This window comes from Candidatus Accumulibacter phosphatis (assembly GCF_000024165.1).
Taxonomy (GTDB): domain Bacteria; phylum Pseudomonadota; class Gammaproteobacteria; order Burkholderiales; family Rhodocyclaceae; genus Accumulibacter; species Accumulibacter phosphatis.
The window spans coordinates 1,053,174-1,064,137 of sequence record NC_013194.1; the positions used below are offsets into that span (position 1 = coordinate 1,053,174).

The 10,964-nt window shown below is 64.4% G+C and carries 11 protein-coding genes; 2 read left to right on the top strand and 9 right to left on the bottom strand.

The window, feature by feature from the left end:
• Window positions 1-276 precede the first annotated feature (276 nt).
• The 9 genes from CAP2UW1_RS04580 to CAP2UW1_RS04620 form a co-directional block, all read right to left on the bottom strand.
• Complete coding sequence (locus CAP2UW1_RS04580; RefSeq protein ID WP_041567703.1) at window positions 277-768, bottom strand: hypothetical protein; 492 nt, start codon at window positions 766-768, stop codon at window positions 277-279.
• 37 nt (window positions 769-805) lie between these two features.
• A complete protein-coding gene (gene btsR / locus CAP2UW1_RS04585; protein ID WP_015765491.1) occupies window positions 806-1,522 on the bottom strand; it encodes a two-component system response regulator BtsR in 717 nt (238 codons plus the stop codon).
• Window positions 1,516-3,222, bottom strand: coding sequence for a sensor histidine kinase (locus tag CAP2UW1_RS04590; RefSeq protein WP_015765492.1), 1,707 nt, complete (start codon window positions 3,220-3,222; stop codon window positions 1,516-1,518). The genes btsR and CAP2UW1_RS04590 overlap by 7 nt, the downstream gene beginning before the upstream one ends.
• Window positions 3,223-3,297: 75 nt before the next feature.
• Window positions 3,298-4,557: a DUF2135 domain-containing protein gene (locus CAP2UW1_RS04595; RefSeq protein WP_015765493.1), complete on the bottom strand. Its 1,260-nt coding sequence runs from the start codon at window positions 4,555-4,557 to the stop codon at window positions 3,298-3,300.
• 143 nt (window positions 4,558-4,700) lie between these two features.
• Window positions 4,701-4,898 carry a hypothetical protein gene (locus CAP2UW1_RS04600; protein ID WP_012806121.1) on the bottom strand — a complete coding sequence of 66 codons (198 nt, stop codon included), beginning with the start codon at window positions 4,896-4,898 and terminating at the stop codon, window positions 4,701-4,703.
• Window positions 4,895-5,689, bottom strand: a complete 795-nt coding sequence (locus CAP2UW1_RS04605) for an ExeA family protein (protein WP_012806122.1) — start codon at window positions 5,687-5,689, stop codon at window positions 4,895-4,897. The genes CAP2UW1_RS04600 and CAP2UW1_RS04605 overlap by 4 nt, the downstream gene beginning before the upstream one ends.
• Before the next feature lie 2 nt (window positions 5,690-5,691).
• Window positions 5,692-7,014 carry a DDE-type integrase/transposase/recombinase gene (locus tag CAP2UW1_RS04610; RefSeq protein WP_012806985.1) on the bottom strand — a complete coding sequence of 441 codons (1,323 nt, stop codon included), beginning with the start codon at window positions 7,012-7,014 and terminating at the stop codon, window positions 5,692-5,694.
• Between the two features lie 129 nt (window positions 7,015-7,143).
• Window positions 7,144-7,668 (bottom strand): DUF6431 domain-containing protein, encoded by a 525-nt coding sequence (locus CAP2UW1_RS04615; protein WP_012806124.1) that lies wholly within the window; start codon window positions 7,666-7,668, stop codon window positions 7,144-7,146.
• A gap of 148 nt (window positions 7,669-7,816) precedes the next feature.
• Complete coding sequence (locus CAP2UW1_RS04620; protein ID WP_015765494.1) at window positions 7,817-9,514, bottom strand: VIT domain-containing protein; 1,698 nt, start codon at window positions 9,512-9,514, stop codon at window positions 7,817-7,819.
• 238 nt (window positions 9,515-9,752) lie between these two features.
• Here CAP2UW1_RS04620 and CAP2UW1_RS04625 point away from each other — a divergent pair, with 238 nt between their 5' ends.
• Window positions 9,753-10,079 carry an EscU/YscU/HrcU family type III secretion system export apparatus switch protein gene (locus CAP2UW1_RS04625; protein WP_015765495.1) on the top strand — a complete coding sequence of 109 codons (327 nt, stop codon included), beginning with the start codon at window positions 9,753-9,755 and terminating at the stop codon, window positions 10,077-10,079.
• 73 nt (window positions 10,080-10,152) lie between these two features.
• Complete coding sequence (locus CAP2UW1_RS04630) at window positions 10,153-10,950, top strand: flagellar brake protein (protein ID WP_015765496.1); 798 nt, start codon at window positions 10,153-10,155, stop codon at window positions 10,948-10,950.
• The last annotated feature ends 14 nt before the right edge of the window (window positions 10,951-10,964 follow it).

Sequence of the window (10,964 nt, forward strand, 5' to 3'; positions counted from 1 at the left end):
CCATGATCCTTGGTACGGCGTCTTGCGGAAATCACCTTATGACTCGGAAATGCTCAAGAGCAGTGCCGCCCCCGCAGTAGGTTCCGCAAAAAAGACCAAGAAAGGGAAGCGCAAGTCCAGCTGAACAAACGGCAAAAGTTCACCTGTTCTCCATAGTTTTAACGAGTCGCCAAGGTGTCGGCGATCCCCGGTTGTGCACCTGCGCGGCGGTGGTCGCCGCAAGGTGCTGCCAGGTCTCTGGTGCCCGTCCTCTCGCCCGAGTGGTCTCTTTGTGGATCAGACGCGAAGGGGAAGCGCTACGCCATTGCATTCACCGGGTTCGCCGTCGAGCGTGGCCAGACTCGCCCAGGTGGCGCTCAAGGTTGGTGTGCTTTCGATGCACAGGTGGGTGGCGGAACACAGTGCCTCGTCAATCCAGTTCGCCAACGGCAGGAAGAGATGGCCTTCCCAGAGACTGTCCAGGGTGGGAAGCAGCGTGGCTTCTGAGTGATCCTCACTGCATAGCTGGCAGCGATAGCCGCCTTCGACCGCCGCGCCTACGGCATCCAGGCTGAGCAGCATGTCCCAGCACTGGCCTTGCCAGTCGACTACAACGCTGACGCTGTCGTTGCCGACGAACACGGAGAGGTGATCGGTGATGCCGACCGGTCGATAGGTCGCGTAGTCGCCGGTGCGCTCAAGCTGCCGAAGGGGAAACGGCAGGCGATCGGAATGGGCTGCCACCCAGGCATCGAACTGGCTGACGAGCGAGACTGCGGGTCCCCCCACGTTCGCCGATCGCCGTGCCTGGCTCCACGGTTCGGGCTCAGGCAATGAGTAACCTGTCCTTCATCTCGCGCAGGTGCCGGCGACTGACCGGCACCCTTCTGCCGCTGCGGGTGATGATCTCGGCGGCGCCATTGTCGAGCAATTCGATCTCGGCGATCTGGTCGAGGTTGACCAGGAACTGGCGGTGGCAGCGTATCAACGACGTACGCTCCTGCAGGATCTTCAGGCTCAGTTCGGTGGTTCCCTGCCGCTTGTCGCCGACCACCTGCACGCCGGCGATGTCGGTGTGGACGAATTCCACTTCGTCGAGCGCCAGCAGGAAGATGCGGTTGCGGCCGAAACAGGGAATCTGGCGCAGCTTTTCGGTTGATCCCGGAAAAGCCCTGGGCGAGTGGCGTACTCCCGAGCGCAACCAGTCGAGCGTCCGGGCAAGACGTTGCGGATCGATCGGCTTGAGGAGATAGTCGGCGGCGTGCTCCTCGAAAGCCTGCAGGGCGTGCTCGTCATAGGCGGTGACAAAGACGATCTGCGGCAGGGCCGAGGCGTCGATCATGCTCACCATTTCGAGACCGCTGAGGCGCGGCATCTGGATGTCGAGGAAAACCACGTCGGGGCGCAGGCGGTGGATGGCGGACAGCCCTTCGATGGCGTTGGCGCATTCGCCCAGCACCTCGACGTCGGGGGTGGCAGCCAGCAGCGCCTTGAGTTCCTCGCGCGAGGGCGCCTCGTCATCGATGATCAGGGCGGTCAGCATGGCGCCAACTCCTCTTCCACCGGCAGACGGATGGCGACGCGCGTCCAGCAATCGGGTTCGCAGCTCACCGCGATGCCGTAGGCCGCGCCGTAGCGAATCTTGATTCGCCGATCGACCAGGTTCATCCCCAGGCCGTCGCCTCCCGGAGTCGGTTGATAGAGGCCGGCGCTGTCCTCGACGACGATGGTCAGCACGCCCGCCTGGCGTTGGGCGCTGATGCGGATCGTTCCTGCATCGAGCATCTGCGAAATGCCGTATTTGATCGCGTTCTCGACGATCGGTTGCAGCGAGAAGGCCGGCAGACGCAGCGGCAGCAGGTCGTTGGGAACGGCGAACTGGACGTCGAGGCGATCGGCGAAGCGCGCCAGTTCGATGTGCAGGTAGGCATCGACGTGTTCGATTTCATCGCCGAGCGTGGCCTCGTTGCCGATCCGCTTGAGGCTCTTGCGGAAGAAGGTCGACAGGTACTGCACGAGTTGCCGCGCGGCTTCCGGGTCGCGGCGGATGACCGCTGCCAGCGTATTCAGCGCATTGAACAGGAAGTGCGGGTTGATCTGCGCCTGCAGGAGCTTGATTTCCGATTGCGCGAGCAGCCGCTTCTGCTCCTCGATCCGCCCGGCCAGGACCTGATTCGAGAGCAGGCGGGCGATCCCTTCGCCGAGGGTTCGATTGAGCGAGGAGAACAACTTCCGTTTGGGTTCGTAGAGCTTGATCGTCCCGAAGACGCGGTTTTCTTCGCCGCGTAGCGGGATGACCAGGCACGAGCCGAGCTTGCAGTCTTTGGTGACCGAACAGCAATAGGGGACGGTGGCGCCGTCGGCATAGACGACTTCATTGTGGTCAATGGCGTGCCGGGTGTGTGCCGAGGCAATCGGCGTACCCGGCAGGTGGTGCTCGGCGCCGACACCGACGAAGCCGAGGAGCTTTTCGCAATCGGTGATCGCCACCGCGCCGACCCCCGTTTCTTCCTGAATGACTTTGGCCATGCGGCTGCAGTTGCGCTCGTCGAAACCCTGCATCAGCACGCCGACCGAGCGCTCGGCGATGCGCAGCGCCTTCGCCGAGAAGGCGATCGAATATTTCTCGAGCGTCTCGCGGCGGTCGAGGATCAGACGCATGAAGAGGGCCGCGCCGACGGCGTTGGTCAGCATCATCGGCAGCGCGATATGCGCAACCAGCCGGGCCGCCTGATCGAAGGGCCTGGCCATCAGCAGGATGATCAGCATCTGCATCAATTCGGCGCAGAGCGTCGTCCCGAGCGCGATCATCGGACTGAGCAGGCGGTCGGCGCGATGGCGGTGCAACAGGTAGAGATGCAGGCCGCCGCCGATCAGGCCTTCGACGGTCGTCGATACCGCACAGGCAGCGTCGGTGAAGCCGCCGAGCGAGTAGCGGTGCAGGCCGCCGGTGAGGCCGACGGCGAGGCCGACGATCGGTCCGCCGAGAAGGCCGCCGAGCACGGCGCCGATGGCCCGGGTATTGGCGATCGCGCCTTCGATCTGGAAGCCGAGGTAGGTGCCCATGACGCAGAAGCCGGAAAACACCAGGTAGCAGACCAGCTTGCCGGGCAGGCGTACGGTCACCTGCATCAGCGGCGCGAACAGCGGCGTCTTGCTCAGCAGATAGGCAATCACCAGATAGACGCACATCTGCTGCATCAGGCTGCCGATCAGTGCCAGGTGATTGATTTCTTCGAGCATGGTCTGGATTTCCGCAAGTAGGTCGTGCTGATTCTACGACCTTGCCACGGCAGCGCCAGTTCTGATTGCAGGCGATCATTCGCCGACCACGAACTCGCCGACGGTGACTACCTCGCTCTGCCCTTTCAGGCGCAGCGTCAGTCGTTCCTCCTTCTGGGCGGCAGTGCCGAAGCCGGTGGTCAGGCGCAGCCCGAGCGTCGTCGCGCCGGCCACGACCTGCTGGCGATGCCCATAGAACTGCGCCTGGATCAGGTAGCGGCCGGGCTTGGCCTTTTTCAGCGAGAACTCCTCGGGACCGTAACCGCCGGTGAAATCACGCGACATGGCGCCGCCCTGATAGCTCAGACGGTTGCCGTAGAAGCTCTTCTCGCCGTTGGGGTCGGTTACCCAGAGATCGATGTCGGTGTTGTCGGCGTCCCAGGTCAGCACCACGCGCAGATCGAGCGGCAGATTGCGCAGGAAGCGTGGATCGATCGCCGAGGTATCGAGTTTTTCCGGCGCCGTGGCAATCAGGGCATTCATTTCCGCCAGGGCCACCAGTTCGATATCCGGGAAGCGGTTGTGCCAGGGTCGGGTCACCACTTCGTAGAGCGACTTCAGCGCCTGCTGTCGCGCTCCGGTTTCCGCCTGCGCCAGTCCCAGATCACGCCAGGACTGAGGCTCGTTGGGAGCCAGTTCGGCGACGCGCTGCAGCACGGGAACGGCCAGGTCGGCACGCTTGGCCTGCATCAGCCGATAGCCGAGGATGCGCAGCACGTGGCGATTCTCGAGGTCCATCTCGGCCAGATTGGAGAGGATGCGCAGCGCCAGTTCGGGCCGGTCGCGGTCGAAGAAGACATCGGCGACATCGAGAAAGAAAGCCGTGCTGTTGAGGTAGCCGGGACGTTCGTCGAGATAGATGCGGTACAGTTGATCGTTCTCGGCCTTGCGCAGACGCTCGGCATAGGGTGCGTTGGCAACCCATTTCTTGAGCTGGATGCTGGCGACCGGCGACGGAGTGGCGACGGCATCCGCCTTGGCCGGCGCTGCGGCGTCGGCCATGCGCTGCGCAGGGGCCGCCTTGGCCAGCGACTGGCGCGACTCGGCGACAGCGGGCGCGGGCGCGGGAGAAGCGATGGGGGCCGGCAGCGCGGCGGCCGCCGGGCGATTCCGCTCCGCCGACAAGGCGGAAGAACCGACGGCACCTGCGCTTGCCTTGGCTTCCTCGCGGGCCTTCGGGCGATCGCCCTTGGGAAAATCACGTTCCCACCAGGCCTGCTTTTCCTTGAAGCGGCGGGCGATGTCGTCGCTGTGGCTGGCACGCTCGCGTTCGCTCTGCTGACGACGGGTACTCATCAAGCGCTCATACTCGGCACGCAGTTGTTACGTCCCGCGATATCTGGAACTCTTCAACCCGAGCCATTCGAGGTTGAGATGATGGCAAAGTCCCACGCTGACGCCGGAAGAAGAGGTTCCGGCGTCAGCGTGGGACGAGAGGGCTAGAAGGGCTCGCCTGGAGGTATTCTCCAAGGGGCTTCGGGATCGTAGAGGTTCATCTGACGGCTGCGGTGGCGGCGAAGCTGGACGAGGTAGCGGGCCTCACAAGCAGCGGCGAGTTGGTGAAGGAACTCGCTGATCGCCGCCGCACTTTCGTCGGAGAGGCCGTCGGGGAAGAGGGAGTGAGGGCGGCGTTTCATCGCAACTCCTCGATAGCCGCTTGCAGCAGATCGTCGGGCAAATGATTGAGTGCGCGCGGCACCGCCAGACGCATGGCGGTGCGCAGGATGCGCCCGGCGTGGCGCGGCAGGCCCTTGCTGGCTTGGCGCAGGAGTTCCAGGCCGGAATCGGTGAGCAGGGTATGCGCACACCCGGCGCTCTTGAGGGCATGGCCGACGAGTTGCGCAAAGCGCTCGCGTTCGAGCACCGGTCGCAGATGCACGCGTGCCTGGATGCGGCCGGCGAGTGCGGCGTAAGACGCCCGTTCGAGGGTTTGGGCGAGGATCGGGTGACCGACCAGCCAGACAGTGATGAGATCGCGCGAATCGAAGGCGAAGTTGAGAAAAGCGGGGAAATCGCGGAAGAATTCGGGTGGCAGATTCTGCGCCTCGTCGAGGATCCAGACCGGCAGAAGTTGCTTGGCGTCGGCCAGATGATGGATATGCGCCTTGATGTCGCGCCACAGTTGGGCGCGACGATAACTCGGCTGAAGGCCGAGGGATTGGGCCAGGCACCGGTAAAGGTCTGCCCGTCCGAAATCGGTCTCGGCATGGTAGATGACTTGGTAGCGATGCGGATTGAGCTTGGCGGTCACGAGGCGCAAGGCGGCCGTCTTGCCCACGCCGGCCTCGCCGGTCAGCAGGCCGAGGCCCGGCGATTGCAGAAGCCACTGGAAGCGCTCGGCGAGTTGCGCCAGCGCACCGTCATCCCACAGCTCGGCGGCGTCCTTGCCCAGAGGCGGATGGCGCAGACCAAAGTGTTGCAGATACATCTTCAGTCTCCTTTGCGGTCGTAATACTGACGATAGGTGAGTTCGATCAGATTCGGGCCAGACGGCGAGGCGGGAGCGGCGTCTGTCGGGTCGGATTTATTTCGTTGGCGATCGAGATTGCCCAGGGCATCGAGCGGGGTCGCGGCGCCGATCCCCTTGCCGTGCTCGTCCTCGACCTCGATGACCGCCCCGCTATGCGGATCGACGACCAGACACACCGTCTTGCCGGAGAGTTCGAAAGGCACTTCGAAGCGCGCCCCCTGATACGACACCGTGCCATCCTTCCTGACTCGACGGCTGACGCGATACCGGAACAAGGCATCGAGCTGCGCGGCCAGCGCTCCCAGCGAACGAATCTTCGACAAATCCTGCTGGTAGCGCGCGAGCGGCGTCATCCCGTCGAGGCCGGCATGCGGCGTATGGTGATAGACCCGCTCCAGCCAGGCCCAGAGACGCGCATTGAGGTCCTCGAAACTGTTGATGTGGCGCTCGTCGAGTTCCGACAGGAACTGGTCGCGGCAGGTCCGGTGCCAGCGCTCCAACTTGCCCTTGCCCTCGGGCGCATAGGGCCGGCAATAGATCAGGTGAATGCCCAGGCGGGCGCAGATCCCCTGCAGGGTCTCAGCGCGGTAGGCCGCGCCGTTATCGACGACGAGCTTGATCGGGATGCCTCGCTTCAGCAGCGCCTGCTTGAGCACCCCTTCGATGTCGAGCGCCGTTTCGCCGGGGCAGAAAGCGCTGTGAGCCACCAGACGTGAGGCATCGTCGAACAGCGAGACGAGATACCCCTTGACGAGCTTGCCCTCGTGAGGCACGCGGGGACCGTGCATCACATCGCCATACCAGATGGCGCCCGCGGAAGCGGCGACGAAGCTGCGCTTCTCCTCGGGCAGGCTGGCCGAGCCGCTGATCCGCGACAGGCCGTGCTGTTGCAGCAGCCGGTGGACCGTCGAGCGCGACAGGCTGCCGCGAGCCACCGTTCCGGTGGCTTCGAGCAACTGGCGAATCTGACGGATCGAGCGGCGCGGGTTGTCGCGCTTCGCGGCAAGGATCGCGGTCTGAATGGCTTGCGATAGCTTCGATTGCCCGCGGTCGATACGGGTCTTGGGTGTCAGGCCATCGATGCCCTGGGCAAGGTAAGTGTAATACCAGCCCTGAATCGTCTTCTCGGCAACATGGCGCCGACGCGTGCCGGGAATGGTGTATTCGCGCTCGGCCAGGGCGCGGATGGTCTGCTGCAATTCGCCGTGATCCAGCCGTTCCCGGCTGGTCAGCGAACCCAGGACGGACAGGCGAAACAAGGCGATCGGATTGATTCGATTCATGACGACTCCTCGGGGTGAATGGGAGTCGTCATCAAAACAAAAGGGCCGAAATAATGCCACGAGCAAACTGTGTGGGGACCCCGCCCGGGCGGGGTCCCCACCGTCCGCCACTCGCTCGGTGTCAGGAAATCATGGGACGCTCATCTCTTGATCGAGCCAGAACATGGCCCGCGGCAGACCCAGGCTGTTGAACACCTGGTGCCAAAAGCCGTGCGTGTCAACGGCCCGGCCGAGTTCGGCAAAGCGCACGCGCAGGTGAAACACAAAGTCCTTTCCCCGCTCCTGCAACCAGTTCCACCAGCGCGCGCCCGTGTGCCGGTCAGGTGGACCGCCGGGGTGCTCTGCCGCGCCGTTCAGCCGCTGCTGCAGGACTTGCTGTTGCACCGACCAGTCATACCAGCGTCGCGGTGCGATACATTCCGGCAGGCGCGAACACGTGCGTCGGCATCCGGCACAACGGTAGCGAAGGATGGGGATCGGGTTGAGCCGTGGCGGCACGGCTCGGCGGTCGGCCTTTCGCTCATAGTGACCATGCTGATGGACCACTCCCAGCCCGCAGTGCGGGCACGACTTCGGTCGATACACTTCAGCGGCCTTTTGAGTCGTCTCAACGTGCTGCTCAAGCGTGGTGATGCCGGCTACAATTCGTTGCATGGGCTGGGCTCTTTTCTATCTCGGTCGTCTCGATAACTTCCCACGATAGCAGAGGTGTTCCAGCCCTTCTCCGTCCTTCTTCATTCCGCCTTCGCTCAGGAGATCCTTCGATCTTCCTGCTCAAAGTACGCGCGATATTCAAAGCCCTTCAATCCCGTTTAGGGGCGGACGTAACACGCAGTTCGGTCGGCGGCACAATTTCGTAGCGCACATAGTCTTCGACGCGATCGAGGACGATCAGCGAAGTCCCCGGGGTGACCAGCCCGAACGCCCTGCCCAGACGCTCGATCGCCGCCCGATTGACGCTCCGCTCCGGCAACAACTGCCTGAGTTGCAGGTTTGCCCAGGCTTGCGCCGCAAAGCTGGCGCTGAGAGCCCCCGCACTGCCCACCTTGAGCTGCTGGCGCTCGACGGCGCCGCCAGGTTGGCGCCATTCCAGGTCGAGGATGGCGCTCGCTTCGCTCAGGATGCCGGCGACGGCCAGTCGCCCGGATTCCGCGTCGGCAGGCGCCGCGACCAGATCGCGCGCGCCGTTGGAGCGCAAGCCGGTCAGACGCGGACCCTGCTTCAAGAGTGCCGTCACCGCCTCCGCCGGTGAACTCGCGAGCAGATCGACGAAGGCGCCGCCGCTCTTCTCCGCCGCCTGACGCAGGCGGTCGTTGTCGGCGGCTGCCGCGGCGCTCACGGCGAACAAGGGCACGGCAAAATCGGGCATCGTCGGCGCCGCGAAATTGCCCAGGCCATCCGAGAAGAGCAGGACCGCATCGGCCGCCGCGTGCGGCCGGAACGCCGCCATGTTCGTGCCGCCGTCATAGCTGACTTTCTCCAGCACTGCCCGCAAGGACGACCAGTCGCCGCCCTTGATGACGAACGTGCCGCTGTCTTCGCTGGCGTCGCGCGCCAGCGTCAAGCGCACCCGGGTGTTGCCGAGAGCCCTGAAATAGGCGTCGAGCAGGGCAAACTCGCGGCCGTGCTCACGTTTGGCGCCCGAGCCCGACGCATCCCAGACCAGGGCCAGTTGCCGCGGGCTCGGGCGGGGGGCGAGGAGTGTGCGCGGCGCTGGCAGTTCGGCATAGAAGTATCGCTTGCCGTCGAATTCCTCGACCGTGACCAGCGGGCCACCTGCTGCGGAGAAGCTCGCTTCGACCCGGTCTTCCGGTCGGTAGTCGCGGCGACGCATTTCGAGCGTCGCGCCACCGGCGCGGTTTTCCCAGCGCGCTCCGCCCAGGCCGCGCACCGCTTTCACCGCTTCCGCCTTGAGTCCGGGCGCCTGAATCCGCAGATCGAAGACGTCCAGTCGTTCGCTGAAGGCCAGTGGCAGGCGCAAGAGCGCCGAACCATCGCGCTTTTCGCGCAGGTGTTCGCTGATGGTCAGCGACACCCTGCGTTCGCCATGCGCCGGAATCGGGTAGACACGCAGCTTGTAGTTGTTGCCTTGCGTGGCTTCGAGCAAGGCCGGATCGATGCGCGCGCGCGTCACCTCTTCGAAGATTTCCTGGCCGCGCGCCTTCTCCACCGGCACTGCTGGCCGCCACTTGCCATCGAAATCGAGGGCCAGGCCGCTGACCTGCTGTCCGTCAAGCAAGGGAAACTGCAACTCGCCCTCGAGCAGGCGGGCGTTGGGATTGTGGAAGGTCATCTCGACAGTGGTTCTTGCCAGGCGGCCGACGACCATCACGTCGACATTGACGCGCGTCAGTCGTACCGGCTGCGCCGCTTCCGGGACGCGCAGGACGAGCGGTCGCGGCGGCGGCGCAAGCGGTTCGCTGATCGCCGGTTGCTGGGCGAGAACGGCAGGTCCGGTGAGGAGCGCCGTCGCCAGGAGAAGGATGCTCGATACTTTCATGATCGGCCTTTCGTGACCAGATATGCGACAAGCAGGTAAACGTCGGTTTGCGCGTGGTGGGGTTAAAGCCACCGCCCGGTTTGTGCGTGCCGCCATGCGCCAACGACTCGACCGCGCGGCGGATCGTGCAGACCTACCGGATTGCGGCCGACGCGGTTAATATGCTCTCATATGAGTAAGGCCAACCATCGTTTGCCGCCAGGATCCTGGTCACGGCGATCATGAATGCGCGGTGAGCATGCCCAGGACGCCGACCAACCCGCTGAAGAACGCCGTCGCGCTGGCCTACAGCCAGACCGACGCGGCTCCACGTGTGGTCGCCAAGGGGCGTGGCCTGGTGGCCGAGCAGATCATAGCGCGCGCTCACGAACATGGGGTCTACGTTCACGAGTCGGCAGAACTGGTCTCTCTGCTGCTGCAGGTCGATCTGGATCAGCATATCCCGCCGCAACTGTATCTGGCTGTCGCCGAACTGCTGGCCTGGCTCTATCGACTGGAAAGCGGCCAGTCGGAGTCGCCGGCACCGGTCTTCGTCGCTCCCCCGCAAGAGACGCCGACAGCATGACGGCGTCCTTCCCGGTTACCGCGGCAGCGCTTTTGCTTTAAACTGCCGGTTCCAGCCGACTCCGGGGAAGTAAATGGAAGAAACGGACGTCCAGCCGCAGGAGACGCCGCTGCGGTTCGAAATCGAACAGCCCGACGACTACGAACAGTACCTGTTGCGTTCCAGGCCCGAGATCGTCGCGGTGCTTCGCTCACTGGTCCAGAAGAGGGCGCTGGTCAGCGCCTACTTCAACCGCGGCAGTTCGTTTCTGCTGACGTCGGTGCTGCAGGTCGACACGGGGTCTGGCCAACTCGTTCTCGATTGCGGCCGTGAAGAGGCGACCAACCGCCAGGCCTTGCTCGCCGACCAACTGATCCTGACGGCGATGGTCGACAAGGTGAAGATTCAGTTCACGCTGAGCAAGCTCGCGGAGACGCAGAGCGCGGGTCGTGCGGCCTTCAGTGCGGCGCTTCCCGACAAGGTCTTGCGCCTGCAGCGGCGCGAGTATTTCCGCCTGTCGACGCCGATCGCCAAACCGGTCAAGTTCGTCACCACTCTCAAGCGCCCGGACGGCAGCGCCTTGATCGTCGAGGCGTCACTGCTGGACATCAGCGGCGGTGGTGTCGGCCTGATGGCTTCTCCGGCACTGGCGGCGCTGCTGCCGCGCGGCGGCATGCTGACCGAGTGCAGGATGACGCTTCCCGACGAGGGTTTGCTGGTCGCCAACTTGTGCGTGCGCAACAAGTTCGACGTTACCACCCGCGGTGGCTCGCGCTACGTGCGCGTCGGTTGCGAGTTCATCGCTCTGCCCGGGGCCAGGATGAGCATGGTTCAGCGCTACATCACCCGCGTCGAGCGCGAGCGCAAGGCACGCCTCAGCGGTATGGCCTGAACGCTCTGGCGCGG

Excerpts from the sequence above, each read along its gene's own strand:
- btsR (WP_015765491.1), bottom strand. The coding sequence starts at position 1,522 with ATGCTGACCGCCCTGATCATCGATGACGAGGCGCCCTCGCGCGAGGAA.
- CAP2UW1_RS04590 (WP_015765492.1), bottom strand. The coding sequence starts at position 3,222 with ATGCTCGAAGAAATCAATCACCTGGCACTGATCGGCAGCCTGATGCAG.
- CAP2UW1_RS04595 (WP_015765493.1), bottom strand. The coding sequence starts at position 4,557 with ATGAGTACCCGTCGTCAGCAGAGCGAACGCGAGCGTGCCAGCCACAGC.
- CAP2UW1_RS04600 (WP_012806121.1), bottom strand. The coding sequence starts at position 4,898 with ATGAAACGCCGCCCTCACTCCCTCTTCCCCGACGGCCTCTCCGACGAA.
- CAP2UW1_RS04605 (WP_012806122.1), bottom strand. The coding sequence starts at position 5,689 with ATGTATCTGCAACACTTTGGTCTGCGCCATCCGCCTCTGGGCAAGGAC.
- CAP2UW1_RS04610 (WP_012806985.1), bottom strand. The coding sequence starts at position 7,014 with ATGAATCGAATCAATCCGATCGCCTTGTTTCGCCTGTCCGTCCTGGGT.
- CAP2UW1_RS04615 (WP_012806124.1), bottom strand. The coding sequence starts at position 7,668 with ATGCAACGAATTGTAGCCGGCATCACCACGCTTGAGCAGCACGTTGAG.
- CAP2UW1_RS04620 (WP_015765494.1), bottom strand. The coding sequence starts at position 9,514 with ATGAAAGTATCGAGCATCCTTCTCCTGGCGACGGCGCTCCTCACCGGA.
- CAP2UW1_RS04625 (WP_015765495.1), top strand. The coding sequence starts at position 9,753 with ATGCCCAGGACGCCGACCAACCCGCTGAAGAACGCCGTCGCGCTGGCC.
- CAP2UW1_RS04630 (WP_015765496.1), top strand. The coding sequence starts at position 10,153 with ATGGAAGAAACGGACGTCCAGCCGCAGGAGACGCCGCTGCGGTTCGAA.